The following is a 22,847-nucleotide window of genomic DNA, read 5'->3' as shown; positions in this document are numbered from 1 at the left end:
GAGCTAAATCCAGCCACCGCCGTCCTTTGCCCGGTTGTTCAGGCTCGCCTCCTCGAGGTCGAGTTCGTATTCGATCCGCCGGCGCGCCTCGTCGGTGATCTTCCCGTCGCGCAGAAGCTGGAAGATGAAGGCGCGCTCCGCCTCGATCAACTCGCGCTTGATGGCGGCGGCGGCACGCGCCCGCTCGACGCCCTCCTGAAGATTGTCCGGCACCACCTGAATGCGGTGAGTGTTACGCGTGCGCAGATGTTCGAGGATGCCCTCGGTCAGCCCGCGGTCGCTGGCTGTGGTTTCGAGCCGCCGGACAACATCCTCGAGCGCGGCCTTCCGCCCAGCGATCTCCGCTTCAATCTCGTGGCGTCGTTCGGCCTTGCCCAGTTTGTTCAACCCCAGCCAGCGAACCACGGTGGGCAGCATCAGGCCTTGCCCAACCAGCGTGACGATGATGACACCGAAGGTGATGAACAGAATCAGCTCGCGATGCGGAAAAGGCGCGTCGCCGACGATGGCGTAAGGCAGAGCGAGCGCGGCTGCGAGCGAGACGACGCCGCGGATGCCGGTGAAGGATAACAGGAAGACTTGTTGCCAGGGCGGCGAAGGGTCGCGTCGGCGCAAAGAGGCGCTCGCCCAGCGCGGGACATAGGTCGCCGGGAAGACCCAGACGAAGCGCGCGGCGATGATCATGAGCGTCGTGCACGCGGTCGCAACGATGAGCTCGCGGATGGTGAAGGCCTGTGCCTGTTCGAGAAGCGCCCGCGCCTGCAGGCCGGTGAGCAGGAACACCATGCCTTCGATCAGATAGACGATGAGGTCCCAGAAAAAGATGCCCTGCAGGCGCGTCGTCGCCGAGATCGTCAATGGGCCGTTCCAGCTCACATAAAGCCCGCAGGCGACGGTGGCGAGCACGCCGGAGCCGCCGAGATGCTCGGGGATCCAGAACGCGAAGTAGGGCGTGAGCAGCGATAGCGTGATTTCTACGCGCGGATCATGCGCCCATTTGCGCAGGCGGAGGCTGAGCCAACCGGTTGCGATACCGAAGGCGATTTCGCCGACCACGATCAAGGCGAACGTGCTGACAGCCGCCGTCGGCAAGAAGACCGTGGTACTGACCGCCGCCACCGCAAAGCGGTACAGGATGAGCGCGGTCGCATCGTTGGCGAGGCCCTCGCCTTCCAGCACGACCACCAGACGGCGCGGCAACGTCAGCTGCCGGGCAATCGTCAGCGGCGCGACCGTGTCGGGCGGCGCGACGATGGCGCCCAGCACAAAGCCGATGCCCCAATCGAATCCGAGCAGATAGTGCGCGGCCGTCGCCACGGCGCAGGTCGTAAACACGACGCAGCCGAAGGCCAGCAACGTGATCGGTCGCAGGTTGAAGCGGAACTCGCGCCAACTCATGGACACGCCGGCGGAATAGATCAGCGGCGGCAAAAAGACGAGCAGCACCACTTCCGGCGCCAGCCGGATGGGGGGCAAGCCCGGAATGAGCGCCATGCCGACGCCTGCGACCACCAGGAGGATCGAGGGCGCGACGTTCAGCTTGCGCGCGGCGACCGCGACGGCGGCGAGCACCGTCAGCATGAAGAGTACGGTCTGCATGATCGCCGTCATGGCGTCATCCTAGATGATGTTCGACACCATGTTCACGGTCAGCGCGAGCACGGTCAAATTGAAGAAGAACGACAGCACGCCGTGCAACGCCGCCATGCGGCGGATCACTTTGCTGGTGATGGCGACGTCCGAGACCTGCGAGGTCATGCCAATGACCAGCGCGAAGTACAAGAAGTCGAGATAGTCCGGCTCGTCGTCTTTCGCGATCTGATCGTCGTGCGGGAAGTTCAGGCCGCCGATTTTGCCGCCCCGCTCGCCGTAATATTCATGCGCGTAGTGAAACGAAAAGATGGACTGCATGAAGGTCCACGACAGGAGGATGGTTGTCGTCGCCAACAGGACATGAAGCGCGGCTTCGACACCCTGCGCATGCTTGGACGCGCCGAGCTCGAAGACGATGGCGACGAGGCTCGCAAGCGTGGCGCCGATCGACAGCACCAGAATGACGAGCGCGCTTTCGTCTACCTGTGCGGCGCGGCGTTTGATATGCGCCACATCGGTGCGGCGCATCATACTGAAGGCCAGGATCAGATCGACGGCGATGCCGACGTTCCAGCCGACCAATAATTGCGTGGGGAGCCGCAGGCCGGTCGGCGTCAACAGGAGGGCGACGGCAGCCCCCACAACGCAAGCAATAACCAGCTTGCGATGCAGGGTGAGAATTTGAACCGGCATCATGCGCAAGGGCTGCCGATTCTCGGTGGCCATGGGTGCGTCTTAGCTCTTGCGCGCGGCGATGAAGCGCGCCGCGAACTTCAGAGTATCCGCCTTGGCGCCGAACGGCGCCAGCACGTCTTCCGCCTCGGCGATAAGTTCGTCCAATCGCTTATGCGCGCCGGCGATGCCGAGGATAGAGACCAGCGTCGCCTTGCCGGCCGCGGCGTCCTTGCCGGCGGCTTTGCCGAGTGTCGCGGTGTCGCCTTCGACATCGAGCAGGTCGTCGGCGATCTGGAAGGCCTTGCCGATGGCAATGCCGTAGCGGTCGAGGGCCTCGAAGGCTTTGGCGTCGGCGCGGCCGAGGAGGGCGCCAGCACGGCAGGCATAACGGATCAGAGCCCCGGTCTTCATCGCCTGCAAGGTCAGAATCTCGTCCTGCGTGAGCGCACGCTTCGCTTCGAATCGGCCTTCGGCAGCCAGATCGAGCATTTGCCCGCCCACCATGCCGCCGAGCCCGGCGCCGCGCGCGAGATCCAGCACGAGTGCGCTCCGCACTTGCGGGTCGCTGTGCACTTCGGTGCGCGCCAGGATATCGAAGGCCAGCGTCAGCAGGGCGTCGCCGGCCAGGATCGCCGTCGCCTCGTCGAAGGCCTTGTGCGCCGTCGGCCGTCCCCGGCGCAGATCGTCATTGTCCATCGCTGGCAGGTCGTCATGGACCAGCGAATAGCAATGCACGCATTCGAGCGACGCGCCGGCCAGCAGCGCGCCGGCCCGGCCGGCGCCAAACAGCGCCGTGCTCTCCACCGCCAGGAAGGGGCGCAGGCGTTTGCCGCCGCCGAGCGCTGCGTGCCGCATGGCAGCCAGCAGCCGCGGCGGTCGCGCGAGCTCCCCAGGAAGGGGCGGGTCGGAGAGCAGCTGCTCGAGCAGTGCTTCGGTGTCGGATGCAACGGCGGTGAGCCGCTGCGCGAAGTCATCGTGAGATCGTGCGTCCATAGGTGCTAATTAGCCCTAGCCCTGGTTCCCCCGCAATTGCCGAACGATTGGGCTAAGGTCCAGGCATGTTTCGCCCGTCCAAGAATTCCAGCCGGTCGCTCCGGGTTCCAAGGGTCCTGCGGACCGTTTTTCTGGTCCTGCTGGCGCTCGTGCTTCTGCCGTACCTGCTGACGCCGCTCTACGCCGTGATTGATCCACCCTCGACCTTGACGATCTGGCGGCGCGTCACGGGCGAGCGGGTCGAGCAGACTTGGGTGCCTTTGTCGCGGATCTCGCCGCATCTGCAGTTGGCGGTGATCGTTGCCGAGGACGGGCGCTTTTGCACCCATTACGGCATCGATTTGGCTGAAATCCAGGACGCCATCCAGGACGCCGACAACCTGGATGACGTGCGTGGCGGCTCCACCATCACCCAGCAGGTGGCCAAAAACCTGTTCTTGTGGCCGGGCCGCAGCTTGGTGCGCAAGGCGCTGGAGGCGCCACTGGCGCTCTGGATCGACTTAGTGCTGTCCAAGCGCCGGATCCTGGAAATCTACCTGAATGTCGCGGAAATGGGTCCGCAGGGGGAATTTGGGGCGGAAGCCGGCGCCCGGCGCGCCTTCGGCCGCTCGGCGCGGGATTTGACGTCCTATCAGGCGGCGCTCCTGGCGGCCTCGTTGCCCAATCCGGTGACCCGCAACGCGGCCAGGCCGGGCCCCGGCCTCCGGCGCCTCGCCGGCCTCTATGTCGGCCGGGCGGCGCATGCGCCGGGCCTGGCCTCGTGCGTTCGGGCGGGCCGTTGACCCACTAGCGCAATCGCCACCCTTCCTCTATAAGCCCGCCCAAATCCCCGAACAGATCGCGCCTTTTTCAGGAGTTTCGTCCCATGGCTGTGCCAAAAAAGAAAACCTCGCCGTCGCGTCGCGGTATGCGCCGCTCGGCCGATGCCCTCAAGCGGCCGGCCTATATCGAGGACAAGGACTCGGGCGAGCTGCGCCGTCCGCACCACATCGACCTGAAGACCGGCATGTACAAAGGTCGGCAGGTCCTCAAGGTGAAGACCGAGGCGTAACGCCCGGCCGCAGGTCCAGCGGGAGAAAGCTGCGCTCATGTTCATGCTCGGCTTTCCCCTCCTGCTCGTTCCTTTCGCCATCTACAACATCATTGCGTTTTTGATGCCGGGCGTGAGCTGGACAGCCACGATCACGTCCGTGCACATGATGTCGGACGCCGACTGGACCATGTCAGCCGGCGACATGCTGCTTGTGTTGTCGATCCTGTTGCTGTTCGGCGAACTGATGAAGTCGACGCGGATCGGCTTGCGCAGCGTGGTCGATCACGGCCTCTCGCTGCTGCTGTTTTTGGCGGCCCTCGTCGAGTTTATCCTTGTCCGCCAAGCCGGCACCTCGACCTTCTTCCTGTTGCTCGTCATCATGTTCGTCGACGTGCTCGGCGGCTTCGCCGTGACCCTGCGCTCGGCGCAGCGCGATCTCACGGTCGAAGGCGTCGCCTCTTGATCTGACTTCCCTACAATGCTGGACCTGCCATGAGCCGCGATTTCCAACTCCCCGGCCGTTCGCCCGTCATTGCCAGCAACGGCATGGCCGCGACCTCTCATCCACTCGCGACGCTCGCCGCGATCGACATGTTGCGCGAAGGCGGCACGGCGGCTGATGCCGCCGTGGCGGCGGTGGCGACCTTGTGCGTCGTCGAACCGGCGATGACCGGCATCGGCGGCGACTGCTACACGCTGGTGTCGAAGCCGGGTCACGATGTCTGGGGTTATAATGGCTCGGGCCGCTCGGGCGCCAAGGCGTCTTACGAAGCGCTGCGCGCGCAGGGTCTCACCGAGATCGGCACGTCAATTCATGCCGTCACCGTGCCGGGCGCCATTGAAGCCTGGGAGCAGATTCTCAAGGCGCATGGCCGCTTCGGCCTCGACCGCGCGTTGCGACCGGCGATTCAATATGCCGAGAACGGTTTCCCCGTTGCGGCGCGGGTTGCGCGCGACTGGCGCTATTACGTCGGCAAGCTCAAAGCCAATCCCGCCGCGACGAAGCATTATCTGGTCAACGGCGAGCCGCCGCAGGAAGGCGACGTCATGCGTTTTCCGGCGCTGGCGCAGACGTTGAAGACGATCGCCGCCAAAGGCGCCAAAGGCTTTTACGAAGGCGAGATCGGCGCGGAAATGGCGGCGACGGTCGCCGCGCGCGGCTCGTTCCTGACCGAAGAAGATTTCGCCAATCACCGCGGCAACGCCGTGACGCCGATCTCGACCAATTATCGCGGTCTCGACCTCGTCGAGATTCCGCCGAACGGGCAGGGGCTCACCGCGCTGGTGATGCTCAACATCCTCGAGAACTTCGACCTCAAGTCGCTCGATCCTTACGGTCCGGAGCGTTTCCATCTCGTGCTGGAAGCGGCGCGCTTGGGATTTGCCGTGCGCGACACCCACATCGCCGACGAACTGCATATGCGCACGCCGGTCGCGGCGCTGCTCGACAAGGCGTGGGGCAAGAAGCTCGCCTCGCTGATCGACATGAACAAGCGCGCCAAGCTGCCGCCGCACCCGGCGCCGGGCAGCAACACCGTCTATCTCACGGTGGTCGACAAAGACCGCACGGCGGTGTCGTTCATCAACTCACTCTATTCGGGTTTCGGCACCGGCATCTGCACCGAGAAGTCCGGCATCCTGCTCACCAACCGCGGCGCCTGCTTCACGCTCGCGCCGGATCATCCGAACACCTTCGGTCCGGACAAGCGGCCGCTGCATACGATCATCCCGGCGTTGGCGATGAGGAACGGCCGCTGCGACATGAGTTTCGGCGTCATGGGCGCGCACTATCAGCCGATGGGGCACGTGCAGATCATCCTCAACATGCTCGACTACGGCATGGACGTGCAGCAGGCCATCGATTGTCCGCGTTTCTTCTTCGAAGGCGAGAAGACGGTCGTCGAGAACGGCACGTCGCGGGCGACGATCGACGGACTCAAGGCGCGTGGCCACGACGTCGCGATGGCCGATTCGCCGTGGGGCGGCGGCCAGACGATCAAGATCGATTGGGACCGCGGCACGCTGACCGGCGGCTCCGACCCACGCAAGGACGGCTGCGCGCTGGGGTATTGAGGTGGCGCTTTCAATCGCGCGCGGCCTCTGTGGTCACGCCAAGCGATCTCAAGACGCTTAGCCTCAATTCTGCCCTCCTTGTCGACGTTATATTATAACGGTTATCTCTTCTTCTGCCTTCATTCGGGGAGCCGCCGGCAACCAGGGGCGTCGTTGCGGCGGTGTAAAGCGTGCAAGAGATCTGTGTCGATTCGCGCCGCGACGTGTCGCCGTTGCCGTGCACGCTTCGTTTTGCCCAAACCGCGCCGCCCGCGGGCGATGTGCCGGATGCCGCAGCGATGCGGGTTCAATTTCCATGATGGTCTGGTGGCGGAGGCAGCCACGCCGGTCGCGCGATAGCAGCGTTCCCGGTCTCAGCCATGGGCAGCGTTTCGGGGATGCCGAATTCCACCCCATAAACGGTCCGCATGCCGCACGCCATCCTGTGAATATGAAGTGGTTGGCGTCGCTGCTTCTGCTGGCCGGTGCGGCCGCCGTGATGCTCGGTGCAATATGGACCTGGCTTGGCGCCGGGTTTTCGGTTGCGCTCGTGCCCGAGTTTGCACGGCCTACGGTCAACGGCGATGACGCGCCGCGTGCGGACCGCTTAGCCGGAGCATCGCCCGAGCGTGGGATCGTGCGCTCGCGCATCGAACAGCTTGCCGATGATGTTCATATCCTGCGGCGCTTCAACTACGTGATGGTGCACCTCGCGCAGGCTGTCGCTCCGTCGTCAGGCCTGAAGGATCCGCGTGACGATGCGGCTCCGAGCGCCGGGGGTGCGCCGGCGCAGGGGGCTAGATATCCAAACGTGGCATCGGCGATCGCAACAGACGAGTCGCTGCCGCCCGAGATTCGTTTCGGCGCCTCGCGGTCTGTACGGCACCCGCATGTCAGCGCCTATGCCGATGAGGATGCCGTGGTTGCGCCTGCTGCGTTACCGGGAGTGCCGATCAATTTGTCGGTGGTCGGCAAATCAAAAGAGACCGTGAGTGGCGAGCGCCACGTCATTGTCGCGCGTCGCGGCAACACCTTGGAGAGCATGCTCTCGGCAATAGGGGTGACGGCACACGATGCTCAAGCCATAGCGGCCGTGCTGACGCCATCCTGGTTCGGCCGGGCCAGCTTCGCCGGTGGTGAAGTGATCACCGTGATGGAAGAGGACGTCGACGGAGAGGTGCGTCCAAGGCAGGTCGAATTGACGCGCGATGGAAAGCCCTTGCGCGTGGCGGTGCTCGCCGATGACGGCACTTACGTCAAAGTCCAACCGCGGCCTGTTGCCACGCCAAGCGGTAACTCAGACCTTGCATGGGCCGGCGCAATGCTAAGGCCGGCGCTTGATGCCGGAGACTCCTTGAAGTTAGACCAAAGCTTCGACCGGCTGGCGCGCGACAATCGGCTGGAGCCCTCTCTCGTCAACGAAGTCATGCGGCTATGCGCGCAGGACGTCGAACATGGAGTGGCGATCGCGCGTGACGATACCGCGGAGATGCTCTACAGCTCTGGCGCCGATGGCAGGCCTGTGCTGGCCTTTGCCGCCCTCACCCACAACGGGTCCACCCATCGTTATTATCGCTTCACCTCGCCGGACGACGGTGACACCGATTACTACGATTCCAACGGGCGATCCGTGACCGGCATGTTGATGAAGAAGCCGGTTGCGAGTGGTCGCCTCGGCGATGGCTTCGGCTGGCGCGTGCATCCGATCTTGCGTGACCGCCGCTTCCACGACGGCGTCGACTATGCGGCGCCGTACGGCGCGCCCATATTGGCCGCCGGTGATGGTGTGATGGAATATATTGGCGAGGAGCCGGGCTACGGTAAGTACGTCCGCGTGCGGCACGATTTCGGCTACGAGACGACCTACGCCCATATCTCCGGCGTTCCGCAAGGGCTCAAGATCGGAGCCCGTATTCATCGCGGACAGACTATCGCCTATGTCGGCTCGACCGGCTTATCGACCGGACCTCACCTCTACTACGAGCTTCGCGTCAACGGGCACTACGCCGATCCTCTGCAGGCCAATCTGCGTGCCGGCCGCGTTCTTGGCGGCGGCGCGCTGGCCGCGTTTGAAAAGCTTCGGCGGCGCACCGACCGGCTGGTGCAGACGAGTGCGCTGGTCGCAACCTCTCACCCTTAGCGGACGAACTGCGGTCGCGTTCAGCGGGGCTGCTCAGGCGACAAGCTTCGCCACGGCCCGATAGGCCGCCAGCGCTTCCGCCGGCTCCGCGCGGCGGCGGCCGCGGGTCTGCGGCACCTGCGCCTTGGTGGCGATCAGCTGGGCGAGGAAGGGCGCGTCGCGGTAGGCCATTGGCCGATCCTGCGCCGTGGGCGCCGGCTCCGTCAGAACAAGCGCACGGCTCGCGGCCTTCGGCGCATCGGCCGGCGCGGGCGCCTGCTTCGACGATTTGTCGTCGCTGTGGCCGAAGGTTGCGCCTATGGCATTGATCCGCATGAGTCTGCCTGTGTCGAAACGGGACATGATCAGCCCCTTTAGCTTTGACCTCGCAATCGCCGTGCCGCCAGTGAAACGTTAGACAATTCAGAGCTTTCTTCGCGTTTTCCTGATTGTTTAAAGTTTCTTCCTAGATTGGCCGCCGAATCTTGTACGAGGAGCAACGTCGGGCTTCGGCCTAACGTTCCAAAAAGGGGCGGTCGTGACCCGTTTCGAACTGCCGGCCAGCGGTCCCGATGCCGCCGAGATTCTCCGGTCGATCGGCGACGCCGCCTATCACTGGCAACTCGACACCGATGTGCTGAGCTGGACGGGCAATGCCGCGGCGTTGCTTGGCGTCGATGCGGCCGAAATCGTATCCGGTGCTGCTTATGCGCGCCGGGTCGCGGTCGAAGGTGGTCAAAGCCGCGTCGACGCCATCGCGCGGTCGAGCCAGCGCGACGGCGGCGAGGGCGTCGCCTATCAGGTGCAATACGCCTTCAAGTGCGGCGACGAGGCCATTTGGGTCGAGGACACGGGCCGCTGGTTCGCCGGCCCCGACGGCCGGCCGCATCACGCGCATGGGCTCATTCGCCGCATCGACGAGCGGCACGAAGCCGAGCGCCGGCTGACCCAGCTCGCCAAATTCGATCCGCTCACCGGCGAATTGAACCGGCCGTACCTCAACGAAGTCTTGGCGGCCACGGTCGAGGAGGTCGTGCGCTTCCGCGAGTCGTGCGGTTTTCTGCTGATCTCGATCGATCATCTCGGCCGTCTGAACGAGGCCTATGGCTTCGATGTCACCGAAGAGGTGATCGCGCAGGTCGCCAAGCGCATTCGCGCGCGGCTGCGCGGCAAGGATCATCTCGGCCGCTTCTCGGGTAACAAGTTCGGCGCGGTCCTCACGCGTTGTACACCGGATGAATTGGCCGTCGCGGCTGAGCGGCTGCTCGCCGGCGTGCGCGACGAGCCGATCGTCACGGCGGCCGGCCCCGTCGCGGTGACGGTGACCATCGGTGGCGTGACGGCGCCGCGCCACGCGCGCAGCGTCGCGGAGGTCGTCAGCCGTGCGCTCGATGCGCTGCATGGGGCGCGCACCAAGCGCTACGGTTCGTTCGCAGCCTACAGGCCTAATATCGAGCGCGATGCCATGCGCCGCGAGAGCGTGCGGGCAACCGACGAGATCGTCTCGGCGCTCAACGACCGCCGCATCGCGCTGGCATTTGAGCCGGTGGTCGAGACAGCGGGCCGGGAAGTTGCCTTCTACGAGTGCCTGATGCGGGTTTATCGGCCCGATGGCGCCATCGCACACGCGAACGAGATCATCCCGATCGCCGAGCAGGTCGGCCTCGTCCGTATGGTCGACTATCGCGTGCTCGAACTGGTCGTGGCGGAACTCGCGAGCGAACCGGTGCTGAAGGCCAGCGTCAACGTCTCGCCGGCCTCGACGGTCGATCCCGATTGGTGGACGTGTCTGGCCGGCCTCCTCCGCACCAACAGCGGCGTGGCGGAGCGGCTGATCATCGAGATCACCGAGACGGCCGCGATCCAGGACATCGACGACGCGCGCGGCTTCGTCACGCGCGTGAAGGATCTCGGCTGCCGTATCGCCATCGACGATTTCGGGGCCGGGCACACGTCATTTCGCAATCTGCGCAAGCTCGGCGTCGACATCGTCAAGATCGACGGCGCCTTCGTGCAGAACATCGTGAAGTCGGCGGACGATCGTGCGTTTGTGCACACGCTGATCGATCTGACGCGCCGGCTCGGCCTCAAGACCGTGGCGGAGTGGGTGCAGGACGAGCAGGCCGCGGCGGTGCTCGCCGGCTTCGGCTGCGACTATCTGCAGGGTGCGCTGATCGGTTTGGCGAACATCGATCGGCCGTGGGTGCGTACGAGCGCGAATACCGCGTGCGGGTAAGTCCCGTTAGGGCATAGCCTCTCCACCGTCATTGCCGGGCTTGCCCCGGCAATCCATGAGGCCGCTCATCAAGCAAAACGCTTGTCGCCTCCCGGTGTGGAAACTCATCATGGATCGCCGGGTCAAGCCCGGCGATGACACAGATAGGGTATGCGCCGGCGGCTTATTCCTTGCCGCCGAGCTTATCGAGGCGCTTCTGCATCTCGTCCAGTTGGCGCTTCAAGTCGTCCATCTCGTTCGTCGATGACGCAGCCGGCTTTTCCGTCGTTGCTGTCGGCGTAGCCCGCTGGCCACGGGCGAAGGGCGCGAACATGGCGAAGGTCTTCTCGAACATCTCCATGTTCCGACGCACCTGATCTTCGAGCGGACCGAAGCCGCCGAAAGCGTGGGTCATCTGTTCGCGGAACTTGCCTTGTTCCTGCGTCAGCGACTGCATGGACTGCTCAAGGAAGCGCGGCACCAGCATCTGCATGCTGTCGCCGTAGAAGCGGATGAGCTGCCGCAAGAAAGTAATCGGCAGCAGGCTCTGCCCTTCCTTGTTCTCTTGTTCGAAAATGATCTGCGCCAGGACCGTCCGGGTGATGTCCTCGCCAGACTTGGCGTCGTAAACGATGAAGTCCTCGCCGGCCTTGACCATCGAGGCGAGGTCCTCGAGCGTGACGTAGGTGCTGGTACCGGTATTGTAGAGCCGCCGGTTCGCGTATTTCTTGATTGTGACCGGCTCTTTTTCGTCTGCCATGTGGATCACACGTTCCCCTGCCCAGACCGTCAGCATAACCAGCTTCCCATTGGCAGGGCTAGCCTTTTTGTGGCGTCGCGGAAGATAGATTTCCGCGCCGCGGCATCACTTGCGCGGGGGCCCGAAAAGCGCCAATTCTGAAGGGTCAGCCGGGATTGCCGTTGTTGACCGGGGTCTCTGCCGGGTCTGAAGTTTTTGCACCGCCAAACAGGCCGTTTCGCCCCGCAACCGACCGCATGAGGAGTTTCGGATGAAAGACGATATCGTCATTGTGAGCGCCGCCCGTACGCCGGTCGGGTCCTTCAATGGGGCATTTGCGAACCTGCCGGCGCACGAACTCGGCAAGATTGCCATCAAATCGGCCCTTGAGCGCGCCGGCGTCACCGGCGACCGCGTCAGCGAAGTGATCATGGGGCAGATCCTCACCGCTGCTCAGGGGCAGAACCCGGCGCGCCAGGCGTCGATCGCGGCCGGCATTCCGGTGGAAAGCCCTGCGTGGGGCGTAAACCAGCTTTGCGGCTCGGGCCTGCGCGCGGTCGCGCTCGGCTATCAGGCCATCCTCAACGGCGATAGCGACATCGTGGTCGCTGGCGGCCAGGAGTCGATGAGCATGGCGCCGCATGCGCAGCACCTGCGTGCCGGCGTGAAGATGGGCCAGGTCGAACTGGTCGATACCATGATCAAAGACGGTCTTTGGGACGCCTTCAACGGCTATCACATGGGCAATACCGCCGAGAACGTCGCTAAGCAGTGGCAAATCACGCGCCAGCAGCAGGACGAGTTCGCAGTGTCGTCGCAGAACAAGGCCGAAGCCGCGATGAAGGCCGGCAAGTTCAAGGACGAGATTACGCCCGTCACGATCAAGTCGCGCAAGGGCGATATCGTTGTCGATACCGACGAGTATCCGAAGGCGGGCGTAACGATGGAATCCATCGCCAAGCTGCGTCCGGCCTTCGACAAGGAAGGCACGGTCACGGCGGCAAACGCTTCGGGCATCAACGACGGCGCCGCGGCGGTGGTGTTGATGACGGCCTCGGAAGCGGCCAAGCTCGGCAAGACGCCGCTCGCCCGCATCGTGTCTTGGGCCCATGCCGGCGTCGATCCGGCGATCATGGGCACTGGCCCGATCCCGGCCTCGCGCGCGGCGCTCAAGAAGGCTGGCTGGAAGACCGATGACCTCGATCTGATCGAGGCCAATGAGGCCTTCGCCGCGCAGGCCTGCGCCGTGAACAAGGACCTCGGCTGGGATACCGACAAGGTCAACGTCAACGGCGGCGCCATCGCCATCGGTCACCCGATCGGCGCCTCGGGGGCGCGCGTCCTGGTGACGCTGCTTTACGAAATGCAGAAGCGCAACGCCAAGAAGGGTCTTGCCACGCTCTGCATCGGCGGCGGTATGGGCATTGCCATGTGTGTGGAGCGTTAGCGAACGACCACACGCCAAGGCAGGTGCGTCGGGCCGTAACGGAACGTGAATGCCCAGCCGGGGACGATGCGTCTCGGGCGCCGTGTGAGCGCCGAAAAGTCACACGGACGCAACACCTCTGAGCGTCTATTGATCTTAATCATGCCCGGCCTTGTGCCGGGCATGTACGTCTTTAAGCTGTTCGCGATGTGGGACAGCTCGGCACAAGGCTGGGCGGATGACATCCTGAGAGGGGAATCAGGTCATGGCGCGCGTTGCATTGGTCACAGGCGGGACGCGGGGTATCGGGGCGTCCATTTGCAAGGCGCTCAAAGCGGCCGGTTACAAGGTGGCTGCCAATTACGCCGGCAACGACGAGGCGGCGCAGAAATTCAAAGCGGAGAGCGGCGTCCCCGTCTTCAAGTGGGACGTGTCGTCCTTCGAGGCCTGCTGCGATGGCATCAAAAAGGTGGAAGCGGAGCTGGGCCCGGTCGAGGTGTTGGTCAACAACGCCGGCATCACCCGCGACGCCATGTTCCATCGCATGACGCTGGAGCAGTGGCAGCAGGTGATCAACACCAATCTCGGCTCGCTGTTCAACATGACGCGGCCGGTGTGGGAAGGGATGCGCACGCGCAAGTTCGGCCGCGTGATCAACATCTCCTCCATCAACGGCCAGAAGGGCCAGATGGGTCAGGTGAACTATTCGGCGTCGAAGGCGGGCGATCTCGGTTTCACCAAGGCTTTGGCCCAGGAAGGCGCCCGCGCCGGTATCACTGTGAATGCAATCTGCCCCGGCTACATCAATACCGAGATGGTGCAGGCCGTGCCGAAGGACGTCCTGGAGAAGTCGGTGCTGCCGCTGATCCCGGTCGGTCGGTTGGGTGAGCCCGAAGAGATCGCGCGCGTCGTCGTGTTCCTGGCTGCGGATGACGCCAGCTTCATCACCGGTTCGACGCTCACCGCCAACGGCGGGCAATATATCGCCTAGGGTCGGCACGGCGGCCGGTGCGAAGGGCCGCATTGTCGCATGCGTGCGGTTCGCGTAAGCGAAGGGCCCCGTTTGGGCTTTTCGGATGTCCTCCGCTCGCGCCACCATCATCGGCTTTTCCGCCATTCTGATGTGGTCGCTGCTGGCCGTGCTGACGGTCGCGTCCGGCCGCGTGCCGCCGTTCCAGCTCGCGGCGATGACCTTTGCGGTCGGCGGCGCCATCGGTGCGGCCTGGGTCGCGCGCACGGGCGCGTGGAGGGCGCTGCGGCAGCGGCCGGTGGTGTGGGCGCTCGGCGTCGGCGGGCTGTTCGGCTATCACGCGCTTTACTTCATCGCGCTCCGGCTGGCGCCGCCCGCCGAGGCGGGACTTTTGAATTATTTCTGGCCGCTGTTGATCGTGCTGTTCTCGGGGCTGCTGCCGGGCGAGCGGCTGCATCTGCATTCGGTGATCGGCGCGCTGCTCGGCCTTGCCGGTACGGTGATCCTATTCCTCGGTAAGGGCCTCGCACCGGCGCTCGCTTACCTGCCGGGCTACAGTGCGGCTTTCTGCGCCGCCTTCGTCTGGTCGGGCTATTCGGTGTTGTCGCGCCGCTTCGCCGCGACGCCGACGGCCGCCGTCGCCGGTTTCTGTCTGGCCACCGCCTGCCTCGCGGCGCTGTGCCATCTCGCGCTCGAAACCACGGTGTGGCCGGAGAATGGGACGCAATGGATGGCCGTGCTCGCGCTCGGCGTCGGGCCGGTCGGTATCGCATTCTACGCTTGGGACGTCGGCGTGAAGCGCGGCGACATTCGCCTCCTCGGCGTTACGTCCTACGCGGCGCCGATTCTGTCGACGGTCTTCCTGGTGCTCGCCGGCTATGCCGAAGCCAGCACCACGCTGGGGCTCGCCGCTATTCTCATTGCCGTCGGCGGCCTGTGGGCGTCGCAAGACATGCTGCGCAGGAAGCCGGCTTAGCGGCGCGGCGTCCAGTCTTTCGGCGCCAGTTCGAAAGCGCCGAAATCGAAGCCCGGCGCTACCGTGCAACCGACCAGGGTCCAATCGCCCAGACTCTCCGCCGCCTGCCAGGCACGCGCCGGTACCGTCACCTGCGGCACTTCGTCGTTATGCACGTCGGGGCCGAGTTGCAGAATTGCTTCTTTGACGCCATCGACCACCGACAGCCTGAGCGGCGCGCCGGCGTAATAATGCCAGATCTCCACCGCGTCGATGCGATGCCAATGCGAGCGCTCGCCGCGCGCAAGCAGAAACAGGATCGCGGTCGACGCCGCGCGACCGTTGATCTGGTGCGTATCGCGGAAGGTCTCGCGATAATGGCCGCCTTCCGGATGCGGTTTGAGGTCGAGCTTGCGGATCATCTCCGCGGCGGTGGGGTAGGGTTTGGACATGTGCGGATATCGCGTTGTCGTCATTCCGGGACGCGAGTGAAGCGAGCGGGCCCGGAATCCATACGCCGCAGCGCTTCGGATTATGGATTCCGGGCTCGCGGCTTAAAGGCCGCGTCCCGGAATGTCAGAGATCAAAACTTATTCTTTCTTGCGCGGATCTCAGTGAACACGTCGACCGGCGCTTTGCCTGCCATTCCAATGCCCGATGCGACCTCCGCGATGTCGGCGCGCAGAAAGCAATTCTCGCGCTTCTCGTCGCCGATGGTGGTCGGGATCGTCGGCTTGCCGGCATCGACCTGCTGCTTGGCCTGCGCTTCGCGGGCTGCCAAATCTCTGTTGTTGGGCTCGATAGTGCGCGCGAATTGGATGTTCGACAGCGTGTATTCGTGGCCGCAATAGATCGCGGTGCTGTCGGGCAGATCGCGCAGCTTCTTCAGCGAGTCCCACATCTGCGCCGGCGTGCCCTCGATGACGCGGCCGCAGCCGATGGAGAACAAGGTATCGCCGACGAAGACCAGATTGTCGCCATGGAACCAATAGGCGATGTGGCCGAGCGTATGGCCCGGCGTCTCCAGCACATTGGCGGACAGCGAGCCGACTTTCACGGTGTCGCCTTCGCGCACGGTCTCGTCGACCGCCGGGATCTTGGCGGCTTCGCCCGCGGGCGCGACCACGCGGCACTTATACTTTGCCTTCAATTCCTCGATGCCGTCGGTGTGGTCGGCGTGATGGTGCGTGACCAGGATGTCCGTCAGCTTCCAGCCGGTCTCGGCCAGGGCCTTCTCGATCGGCGCCGCTTCGGGCGCATCGATCGCCGCGGTCGCACCGGTCGCGGGATCATGCAGCAGCACCCCGAAATTGTCGGACCGGCACATGAAAAGGCGGGTTTCTGCGGGCATGGGAGCGTCCTCGTCTTGTCGCAAAGAGCATCAACCGTACCACGCGGATCAAGACAGATGCACGTCCGCGCGTTCCCGCCGGTTAGCATTTTGCCGCCCCGATTCGTGATAATTTGAACCCATGTCGATCGACGTCGTGGACCTGCGCAATTTCTACGGTCAGCGCCTCGGTGTGGTGGCGCGCCGTTTCGTCAGCCGTGCCATCCGCACGCAGTGGCGGGATACGGCCGGCCAGCGCGTTGTCGGTATCGGTTATGCAACGCCCTATCTCGGCCTGTTCCGCGAGGAGGCGGAGCGCTGTCTCGCCTTCATGCCTGCGGCGCAGGGCGTGCTGAAGTGGCCGACGACGCGGCCCGCGCTCTCGGCTCTCGTCGACGAGAACGAACTGCCGCTGACCGACGCCGCGGTCGACCGCGTGCTGCTGGTGCACGCGCTGGAAATGACGAACGATCCAGCCGCACTGTTGCGCGAGGTCTGGCGCGTACTGGCGTCAGGTGGGCGGCTCCTGGTCGTCGTGCCAAATCGCCGCGGGTTGTGGGCGCGAATGGATACGACGCCGTTCGGTCACGGTCGGCCTTATTCGCGGCCGCAGATCAATCAGCTTTTGCGAGAGACTTGGTTCACGCCGACCGGATGGGACGAAGCGCTGTATGTGCCGCCGATCGGCCGCGGGTGGTTTTTGCGTTCGGCAGGGGCCTGGGAACGCACCGGTGCGACCTTATCGGCGCCGTTCGCCGGCGTGCATCTCGTCGAAGCTGTGAAGCAGGTCTACCGCGCCATCCCTGCGCGCCGCGCTAAACGACGTCTGGTGCCGGCGCTTGAGCCGGCCTTGGCGCCATCGCCGGGCGCGACGGCAAGAACGAATCTTGATCCGTCATCCTGAGGTGCGAGCGTGCGCAACACGCGAGCCGCGAAGGACGATCGGCCGTGACGGCCTTGCCGGGTCTCCGTTCATTCCCGCGAAAGCGGGAATCCAGCGCTGGGTCCCCGCTTGCGCGGGGACGAGCGGACTGCTGCGATTCCGTCCGTCGGAATTGGAGAGCCAACTACTCCGGCTGGTTCGACTCGGCGCCTTCGCCCTGACCGGCGAAGTCCTGCCGCTCGCCGCGGAAGCCGCTGCGGTGACGCCGGCGCCGCCGATGGCCGAAGCGTTCGCCACGTTCGCCCGCGCCCTGCTCATGGCCGTTGGTACCGTTGACCGGCTGTGGCTGACCGCCGCCAGTGATGAAAGCCGGCAGGCCGGTCGCATCGCCTTCGGCAGGCTGCGGATAAGGCTGCTGCTGCGGCTGTTGCTGGGGACGTGCGTGCTGCTGCTGATCGCGCGGCGGGAAAGGCTGCGCATCGCGCGGCAAGTAGGGCTGTGGCTGCGGCGCGTAGCTCGGCTCGTTCTGCCCCATGAAGGTCGGCTGACCGCCGTCTTCATCGTCGCCGTCGAAATCGTCAGCGGCGCCTTGCGGCGTGCCCGGCTGTTGCTGTTGCGCGTAGTACGGATTCTGCTGCCTGAACTGCTCCTGCGCGGCGGCGATCAGGCGGAAATAATGTTCGGCGTGCTGATAATAATTCTCGGCCGCGACGGGGTCACCGGAGCTCTGCGCGTCGCGCGCAAGCTGAATGTATTTTTCAGCGATGTGAGAGGCTGTACCGCGGATTTTAACGTCGGGCCCGTTCGACTCGTAGACGCGCGTCAAAGGATTCTGGCTCTTACGGTGGCCGCCGCCGTTGTTGCGACCCCGCATGCGCTTCTGACCGTTTCTCATGATGTCCCTGTTCGCCGACCTTTCAGTCTGTCGCGGCGTTCACCGCCGAATGCCCGTCATTCAAACCGCAAGTCCAAACGTAACGTAATGTCATGGCGCAGGCGGACCTGCATCGTGTCCGCGCCATTGGCGATTCTTTTGCGTTACCGATATCGCTTTGACCGCAGCAACCCCATAGCCGCAGTTCTTCCGCGGCGTTGCCAATCTCTCGTTACGCGCATCGCTCTCTGTTCAGAATGGTGATGCGCCCAACCGGTGAAGCGTCCAGACCCATTGCTGGCGGTTTTCGTTGCCGTCTTTCGCTTAAGTCGGCGTTTTCGTCTTCCGCCTCGCGCCGCCGCCTCGCAGAGCTTTAGCAGCTCCGGGTTTCAGGCGATGCAACCCAACGGGTCGATTCCGTGACCGGAAGCTAGTCGTTCCTGGGGCATAATCCAAGTGGTTTTTTCGCCGGTCCCGAGCCCTGCATTTCGGCAGAGCGACAATGCTCAGGCGTCATGACGGCTTCATGGAATGGTCTTTTGGCCAACCAAAGCGCGCGGGATTCCCGCAAGGTCGGCGCGCGCGGGCGACACCGTTAACCCCGATTGCTGGAAAAGGGCGGCGACGGCTGATTCTTGTCCCATACCGAGCTCGACGATCAAATGGCTTCGCGGTGCCAGAATGCGCGGCGCGTCACGCGCGATGGCGCGATAGGCATCAAGTCCGTCGGTGCCGCCATCAAGCGCCAGGTTCGGATCATAGTCGCGCACCTCGGGCATCAGCGTCGCGATCTCTCCATGCGGGATGTACGGCGGGTTGGAGACGACGAGTTCGAATGGCCCCGCCAGGCCATCGGCGATGTTGCAGACGACAAAATGGACGCGGCGCGCCAAGTCGTTGCGTTCGGCATTGCCGCGCGCAACGGCGATCGCCGCTTCGCTGACGTCGCTGCCGATGCCGACGGCGTTCGGGAGCTCTTGCAGTAATGCCAGCAGGAGCGCGCCGGAGCCCGTGCCGATGTCGAGGATACGCAGTTTTTCCAGCCGCATGCCGCTGCGAAGCACGATGTCGAGTGCGGCCTCCACCACAGTTTCGGTTTCCGGACGCGGCACCAGCACATCGGGACTCACATAGATCTCAAGGTCCCAGAACTCGCGATGCCCGAGAATGCGCGACACGGGCTCATGCTTCAATCGTCGCGCGGCCAACGCCGAGATCGCGTTGATTTCGCGCGCTTCGAGAATGCGGTCGGCGTGGGAGAGCAATTGCGCGCGGCTGAGCTTGAGCGCATAGCCGATCAGCGCGCGTGCATCGACGAGGGCTTCGTCAATGCCGGCGAGCTTGAACATCTGCGCTACAAGACGGACGGCTTCCTCGATCGAGGCGCCGTCTTTCAGGCCGGGGATGATCCGCATGGGTTTGCTCCGCCATTCCGCCGCGCGTGCCATTGCACCGTCGCGGAACGACCCGCCACTACATCACGCGGCACCTTCGGCCGCCAGCAATTCCGCCTGGTGTTCGGTCACCAGCGCATCGATCAGCTCGCCCAGTGCTTCCCCCTCCATCACCTGCGGCAGCTTGTAGAGCGTTAGATTGATGCGGTGATCGGTGACGCGGCCCTGCGGGAAGTTGTAGGTGCGGATGCGTTCCGAGCGATCGCCCGAGCCGATCTGTCCACGGCGCTCGGCAGCGCGCGCGCTGTCGAGCTTGGTGCGCTCCTGGTCGTAGAGCCTGGCACGCAGCATCGTCATGGCGCGCGCCTTATTCTTGTGTTGCGAGCGCTCTTCCTGCACGTAGACCACGATGCCGCTCGGAATATGCGTGATGCGGATCGCCGACTCGGTCTTGTTGACGTGCTGGCCGCCGGCCCCTTGCGCGCGCATGGTATCGATCTTCAGATCCTTCTCGTCGATGTCGATATCGACATCCTCAACCTCGGGCAGCACCGCTACGGTGGCAGCCGACGTATGGACGCGGCCAGAGGCCTCGGTGTCCGGCACACGCTGCACACGGTGCACGCCCGATTCGAACTTCAGCTTGGCGAACACGCCGCGGCCCTGCACCGAAGCGACGATTTCCTTGAAACCGCCTTTGGTGCCCTCGCTCATCGACATGATTTCGGTCTTCCAGCCCTGCTTGGCGGCATAGCGCTCATACATGCGGAAGAGATCGCCCGCGAACAAAGCCGCCTCGTCGCCGCCGGTGCCGGCGCGGATTTCCAGGATCGCCGAGTGGTCGTCCATCGCGTCCTTGGGCAGCAGCGCGATGCGAATGTCGTGCTCGAGCTTCTCGCGCTTTTCTTGCAGCGCCGGCTTCTCGGCTGCCGCCATGTTGCGCATTTCGGCGTCGACCGAGGAGTCGTTCATCATCGCATCGAGGTCGGCAATCTCGGCGGTGGTGGCGCGATAAGCTTTGATGGCGCTGACCACGGGGCCGAGCTCGGAGAATTCGCGCGACGACTTGACGTAGTCGTCGGGCGACAGGTTCGTCGCCAGCTCACGCTCCAGCATCGCGTGGCGGGAGAGTAGGGCGTCGAGACGATGTTCCGGCAGGGAAGCCAAAGTGAATTTCCTATCGACCGTCATGCCCGGCCTTGTGCCGGGCATCCGCGTCTTTCCTTGTTTCAGCTCAAAGGACGTGAATGGCCGGGACCCAAGGGCGTTTTCGCCCGTCTTCGACGGGCTTTGCCCGGCCATGACGCCTTCAGTGCGTAGCTATAACTGCAATCCTTCCGCCGCCGCGAAGCTTTCGAGCTTGTGGCGGATCGAGACGCTGCCGATCGGCTGTTCGAGAAGCGGCAGGATTTCCTTTTCGCCCTTCCGGCAGTCGAGCTCAAGCAACATCGCCTTCACCGGGCCGACGGCGGACGGCGACAGCGACATCTGCCTGAAACCGAGAATGGCAAGCGCCAGCGCGCCGATCGGTTGCGAGGCGAGTTCGCCGCACAAAGCGACGGGCTTGTTGTGCTTTTTGGCCTTGTCGATCACGTCCTTCAACGCACGGAGAACCGGCGTCGACAGCGGATCGAAACGGTCGGACACGCGCGTGTTGCCGCGGTCGGCAGCGTAGAGGAACTGCATCAGGTCGTTGGAGCCGACCGAGAGAAAGTCGACGCGCTCGAGCAGCTCGTCGAGCTGGAAGAGCAGCGACGGCACTTCCAGCATGGTGCCGACATGGACACGCTCCGGCAGCATGTGGCCATGCCGGCGCAGATGCGTGAGCTCCAATTCGACCAATTCCTTGGCCTTGTCGAACTCCTCGACCACGGCCACCATCGGAAACATCAGCCGCAATTCGCGACCGCCGGCGGCGCGCAGCAGCGCGCGGACCTGGCTGCGCAGCAGGCCGGGCCGGTCCAATCCAAGGCGGATGGCGCGCCAGCCGAGCGCCGGATTCTCCTCGTCGATGTTGCGCATATAGGGCAACACCTTGTCGCCGCCGATGTCGAGTGTGCGGAAAGTCACCGGCTTCTTGCCGGCGGCGTCGAGCACGGCGCGATAGAGCGAGTATTGCTCGTTGGTACGCGGCAGTGCGTCTGCGACCATGAACTGCAGCTCGGTGCGGAAGAGGCCCACACCGGCGGCGCCGGTCTCCTCGATGTGCGGCAGGTCGATGGTGAGGCCGGCATTGATCATCAAGGCAACGGCACAGCCGTCCTTGGTGACGCAGGGCCGGTCGCGCAATGCCCGATATTGCGCCTGCCGCCGGGCGCGAAGCTTCACGCGTTCGCCGTAAGCCGCCTCGATGTCGGATGGCGGCCGCATGTGCACGTCGCCCGTCGAGCCGTCGACGATGATGGCATCGCCGGCCTCGACGAGCCCGGTCGCGTTCTCGATCTCGCCGACTGTCGGAATGCCGAGCGCCCGCGCGACGATCGACACGTGCGACGTCGGTCCGCCTTCTTCCAGCACCAAGCCGCGCAGCCGCTTGCGATCGTAATCGAGCAGCGCGGCCGGCCCCATCGAACGGGCGACGACGATGGCATTCTCGGGCATCTGATCGCGCCGGGGCGCATGGTCCTGGCCCATGAGCACGCGCATCAGCCGGTTCGCGAGATCGTCGAGGTCGTGCAGGCGCTCGCGCAGATAGGGATCGGAGGCGCGCAACATGCGTGCGCGGGTGTCGGACTGCACGCGCTCGACACCCGCCTCGGCCGTGAGACCGGTGCCGACCGCTTCGCGGATGCGATGCAGCCACCCCTGATCGTAGGAGAACATGCGGTAGGTCTCGAGCACGTCGCGGTGCTCGCCGCCGTCGGCGAGATCACGGTGCTCGACCAGGCGGTCGAGATCGGCGCGCAGGGTGGCGATGGCCGCGTCGAGGCGCTTGAGCTCGCGCTGCACGTCGTCGGCGATGACGTTGGTGATGACCACGCGGGGCTCGTGCAGCACCACATGGCCGAGCGCGATGCCATCGGCGAGCGAGGTGCCCGAGACCTGCATCGCATGGCGCGCGGCGGGCTCGGCGCCGGGACGGGCGAGCGAGGACAACTCGCCCGACGCAATCATCTCGGCGAGCACCATCGCGGTGGTCTGGAGCGCTTCTTCCTCTTCCTCGGTGTAGGTACGGCGGGCGCGGTTCTGCACCACCAGCACACCGAGGGTGTTGCCGGCCCGTAGGATCGGCACGCCGAGGAAGGAGTGGTAGATTTCTTCGCCCGTCTCCGGCCGGTAGGAGAAGGCCGGGTGCGCCTGGGCGTCCGACAGGTTGATCGGGTTCGCTTCGCTGGCGACTAGGCCGACGAGGCCTTCATGGGTGCGCAGCACGGTCTGGTGGACGGCTTCGCGCTTCAGGCCTTCGGTCGCGTATAGCTCGAGCGTTCCGTCTACGCGCAAAACGTAGACAGAGCAGACCTCCGCCACCATGTTGGCGGCGATCAACACCACCACTTTGTCGAGGCGATCCTGCGCGCTGACCGGCTCCGCCATAACCTCGCGAAGCCGGCGCAAGAGCACGCGCGGACCGCCGAGCGCGCCACGCATTCGTCAGG

Annotated in this window: 21 protein-coding genes; 10 read left to right on the top strand and 11 right to left on the bottom strand. The window is 64.7% G+C overall.

Going from position 1 to position 22,847, the window contains the following annotated elements; genetic code table 11:
• Positions 1-3: 3 nt before the first annotated feature.
• From DW352_RS17010 to DW352_RS17000, 3 genes are read right to left on the bottom strand one after another with little or no spacing between them, the layout of a single operon-like run.
• The gene (locus tag DW352_RS17010; protein WP_115692452.1) at positions 4-1,611 is read right to left on the bottom strand and encodes a Na+/H+ antiporter; all 1,608 of its coding nucleotides are present in this window, start codon (positions 1,609-1,611) and stop codon (positions 4-6) included.
• A gap of 9 nt (positions 1,612-1,620) precedes the next feature.
• Positions 1,621-2,319 (bottom strand): DUF1345 domain-containing protein, encoded by a 699-nt coding sequence (locus DW352_RS17005; protein WP_115692451.1) that lies wholly within the window; start codon positions 2,317-2,319, stop codon positions 1,621-1,623.
• A gap of 9 nt (positions 2,320-2,328) precedes the next feature.
• Complete coding sequence (locus DW352_RS17000) at positions 2,329-3,261, bottom strand: polyprenyl synthetase family protein (protein ID WP_115692450.1); 933 nt, start codon at positions 3,259-3,261, stop codon at positions 2,329-2,331.
• A gap of 65 nt (positions 3,262-3,326) precedes the next feature.
• Between DW352_RS17000 and mtgA the strand changes: the two genes are divergently transcribed.
• From mtgA to DW352_RS16975, 5 genes are all read left to right on the top strand, one after another.
• The gene (gene mtgA / locus DW352_RS16995) at positions 3,327-4,043 is read left to right on the top strand and encodes a monofunctional biosynthetic peptidoglycan transglycosylase (RefSeq protein ID WP_115692449.1); all 717 of its coding nucleotides are present in this window, start codon (positions 3,327-3,329) and stop codon (positions 4,041-4,043) included.
• A gap of 83 nt (positions 4,044-4,126) precedes the next feature.
• The gene (rpmF, locus tag DW352_RS16990; protein ID WP_115692448.1) at positions 4,127-4,312 is read left to right on the top strand and encodes a 50S ribosomal protein L32; all 186 of its coding nucleotides are present in this window, start codon (positions 4,127-4,129) and stop codon (positions 4,310-4,312) included.
• Between the two features lie 37 nt (positions 4,313-4,349).
• On the top strand, positions 4,350-4,757 hold the full coding sequence (locus DW352_RS16985; protein WP_115692447.1) for a hypothetical protein: 408 nt from the start codon (positions 4,350-4,352) through the stop codon (positions 4,755-4,757).
• A 29-nt stretch (positions 4,758-4,786) separates the two neighbouring features.
• A complete protein-coding gene (gene ggt / locus DW352_RS16980) occupies positions 4,787-6,367 on the top strand; it encodes a gamma-glutamyltransferase (RefSeq protein WP_115692446.1) in 1,581 nt (526 codons plus the stop codon).
• Positions 6,368-6,662: 295 nt separating this feature from the next.
• Positions 6,663-8,486, top strand: a complete 1,824-nt coding sequence (locus tag DW352_RS16975) for a M23 family metallopeptidase (RefSeq protein ID WP_115692445.1) — start codon at positions 6,663-6,665, stop codon at positions 8,484-8,486.
• 33 nt (positions 8,487-8,519) lie between these two features.
• Here DW352_RS16975 and DW352_RS16970 read toward each other — a convergent pair whose 3' ends face one another.
• A complete protein-coding gene (locus tag DW352_RS16970) occupies positions 8,520-8,828 on the bottom strand; it encodes a hypothetical protein (RefSeq protein WP_115692444.1) in 309 nt (102 codons plus the stop codon).
• Between the two features lie 175 nt (positions 8,829-9,003).
• Here DW352_RS16970 and DW352_RS16965 point away from each other — a divergent pair, with 175 nt between their 5' ends.
• A complete protein-coding gene (locus tag DW352_RS16965) occupies positions 9,004-10,701 on the top strand; it encodes an EAL domain-containing protein (RefSeq protein WP_245434154.1) in 1,698 nt (565 codons plus the stop codon).
• Between the two features lie 163 nt (positions 10,702-10,864).
• Here the strand turns inward: DW352_RS16965 and phaR are convergent, their stop codons facing one another.
• Positions 10,865-11,440, bottom strand: coding sequence for a polyhydroxyalkanoate synthesis repressor PhaR (phaR, locus tag DW352_RS16960; protein ID WP_115692443.1), 576 nt, complete (start codon positions 11,438-11,440; stop codon positions 10,865-10,867).
• A 250-nt stretch (positions 11,441-11,690) separates the two neighbouring features.
• On the opposite strand from phaR, the gene DW352_RS16955 reads away from it, so the two are divergent.
• From DW352_RS16955 to yddG, 3 genes are all read left to right on the top strand, one after another.
• Positions 11,691-12,866, top strand: a complete 1,176-nt coding sequence (locus DW352_RS16955; RefSeq protein ID WP_115692442.1) for an acetyl-CoA C-acetyltransferase — start codon at positions 11,691-11,693, stop codon at positions 12,864-12,866.
• A gap of 244 nt (positions 12,867-13,110) precedes the next feature.
• Positions 13,111-13,836 (top strand): beta-ketoacyl-ACP reductase, encoded by a 726-nt coding sequence (gene phbB / locus DW352_RS16950; protein ID WP_115692441.1) that lies wholly within the window; start codon positions 13,111-13,113, stop codon positions 13,834-13,836.
• An 85-nt stretch (positions 13,837-13,921) separates the two neighbouring features.
• Positions 13,922-14,791 (top strand): aromatic amino acid exporter YddG, encoded by an 870-nt coding sequence (yddG, locus tag DW352_RS16945; protein WP_115692440.1) that lies wholly within the window; start codon positions 13,922-13,924, stop codon positions 14,789-14,791.
• Here yddG and DW352_RS16940 read toward each other — a convergent pair.
• Positions 14,788-15,222: a cupin domain-containing protein gene (locus DW352_RS16940; protein ID WP_245434153.1), complete on the bottom strand. Its 435-nt coding sequence runs from the start codon at positions 15,220-15,222 to the stop codon at positions 14,788-14,790. The two genes, yddG and DW352_RS16940, sit on opposite strands and share 4 nt — an antisense overlap.
• A 131-nt stretch (positions 15,223-15,353) precedes the next feature.
• Complete coding sequence (gene gloB / locus DW352_RS16935) at positions 15,354-16,121, bottom strand: hydroxyacylglutathione hydrolase (protein ID WP_115692438.1); 768 nt, start codon at positions 16,119-16,121, stop codon at positions 15,354-15,356.
• A gap of 121 nt (positions 16,122-16,242) precedes the next feature.
• Here gloB and DW352_RS16930 point away from each other — a divergent pair, with 121 nt between their 5' ends.
• Positions 16,243-17,004 (top strand): class I SAM-dependent methyltransferase, encoded by a 762-nt coding sequence (locus DW352_RS16930; protein WP_115692437.1) that lies wholly within the window; start codon positions 16,243-16,245, stop codon positions 17,002-17,004.
• A gap of 163 nt (positions 17,005-17,167) precedes the next feature.
• On the opposite strand, the gene DW352_RS16925 is transcribed toward DW352_RS16930, so the two are convergent.
• The 4 genes from DW352_RS16925 to ptsP all read right to left on the bottom strand — a co-directional run bounded on the left by DW352_RS16925 (position 17,168) and on the right by ptsP (position 22,839).
• Entirely contained in the window at positions 17,168-17,878 is a 711-nt protein-coding gene (locus DW352_RS16925) for a DUF4167 domain-containing protein (RefSeq protein WP_115692436.1), read from the bottom strand.
• 503 nt (positions 17,879-18,381) lie between these two features.
• Positions 18,382-19,272 (bottom strand): peptide chain release factor N(5)-glutamine methyltransferase, encoded by an 891-nt coding sequence (gene prmC / locus DW352_RS16920; RefSeq protein ID WP_115692435.1) that lies wholly within the window; start codon positions 19,270-19,272, stop codon positions 18,382-18,384.
• A 63-nt stretch (positions 19,273-19,335) separates the two neighbouring features.
• Complete coding sequence (gene prfA / locus DW352_RS16915) at positions 19,336-20,418, bottom strand: peptide chain release factor 1 (protein WP_210210007.1); 1,083 nt, start codon at positions 20,416-20,418, stop codon at positions 19,336-19,338.
• A 153-nt stretch (positions 20,419-20,571) separates the two neighbouring features.
• Complete coding sequence (gene ptsP, locus DW352_RS16910; protein WP_115692434.1) at positions 20,572-22,839, bottom strand: phosphoenolpyruvate--protein phosphotransferase; 2,268 nt, start codon at positions 22,837-22,839, stop codon at positions 20,572-20,574.
• Positions 22,840-22,847 lie beyond the last annotated feature (8 nt).

This window comes from Pseudolabrys taiwanensis, assembly GCF_003367395.1.
In the GTDB taxonomy this organism is placed as follows: domain Bacteria; phylum Pseudomonadota; class Alphaproteobacteria; order Rhizobiales; family Xanthobacteraceae; genus Pseudolabrys; species Pseudolabrys taiwanensis.
Note: the sequence above shows the minus strand (reverse complement) of the source record. Positions and strands in the feature narration are given on the sequence as shown.

Bases quoted from the DNA above. Each gene is read 5' to 3' on its own strand.
- DW352_RS16955 (WP_115692442.1), top strand. From the start codon at position 11,691: ATGAAAGACGATATCGTCATTGTGAGCGCCGCCCGTACGCCGGTCGGG.
- ptsP (WP_115692434.1), bottom strand. From the start codon at position 22,839: ATGCGTGGCGCGCTCGGCGGTCCGCGCGTGCTCTTGCGCCGGCTTCGC.
- rpmF (WP_115692448.1), top strand. From the start codon at position 4,127: ATGGCTGTGCCAAAAAAGAAAACCTCGCCGTCGCGTCGCGGTATGCGC.
- DW352_RS16985 (WP_115692447.1), top strand. From the start codon at position 4,350: ATGTTCATGCTCGGCTTTCCCCTCCTGCTCGTTCCTTTCGCCATCTAC.
- DW352_RS16930 (WP_115692437.1), top strand. From the start codon at position 16,243: ATGTCGATCGACGTCGTGGACCTGCGCAATTTCTACGGTCAGCGCCTC.
- DW352_RS17010 (WP_115692452.1), bottom strand. From the start codon at position 1,611: ATGACGGCGATCATGCAGACCGTACTCTTCATGCTGACGGTGCTCGCC.
- yddG (WP_115692440.1), top strand. From the start codon at position 13,922: ATGTCCTCCGCTCGCGCCACCATCATCGGCTTTTCCGCCATTCTGATG.
- mtgA (WP_115692449.1), top strand. From the start codon at position 3,327: ATGTTTCGCCCGTCCAAGAATTCCAGCCGGTCGCTCCGGGTTCCAAGG.
- prmC (WP_115692435.1), bottom strand. From the start codon at position 19,272: ATGCGGATCATCCCCGGCCTGAAAGACGGCGCCTCGATCGAGGAAGCC.
- DW352_RS16925 (WP_115692436.1), bottom strand. From the start codon at position 17,878: ATGAGAAACGGTCAGAAGCGCATGCGGGGTCGCAACAACGGCGGCGGC.
- phbB (WP_115692441.1), top strand. From the start codon at position 13,111: ATGGCGCGCGTTGCATTGGTCACAGGCGGGACGCGGGGTATCGGGGCG.
- phaR (WP_115692443.1), bottom strand. From the start codon at position 11,440: ATGGCAGACGAAAAAGAGCCGGTCACAATCAAGAAATACGCGAACCGG.
- ggt (WP_115692446.1), top strand. From the start codon at position 4,787: ATGAGCCGCGATTTCCAACTCCCCGGCCGTTCGCCCGTCATTGCCAGC.
- DW352_RS16975 (WP_115692445.1), top strand. From the start codon at position 6,663: ATGATGGTCTGGTGGCGGAGGCAGCCACGCCGGTCGCGCGATAGCAGC.
- DW352_RS16970 (WP_115692444.1), bottom strand. From the start codon at position 8,828: ATGTCCCGTTTCGACACAGGCAGACTCATGCGGATCAATGCCATAGGC.
- DW352_RS17005 (WP_115692451.1), bottom strand. From the start codon at position 2,319: ATGGCCACCGAGAATCGGCAGCCCTTGCGCATGATGCCGGTTCAAATT.
- DW352_RS16940 (WP_245434153.1), bottom strand. From the start codon at position 15,222: ATGTCCAAACCCTACCCCACCGCCGCGGAGATGATCCGCAAGCTCGAC.
- gloB (WP_115692438.1), bottom strand. From the start codon at position 16,121: ATGCCCGCAGAAACCCGCCTTTTCATGTGCCGGTCCGACAATTTCGGG.
- DW352_RS17000 (WP_115692450.1), bottom strand. From the start codon at position 3,261: ATGGACGCACGATCTCACGATGACTTCGCGCAGCGGCTCACCGCCGTT.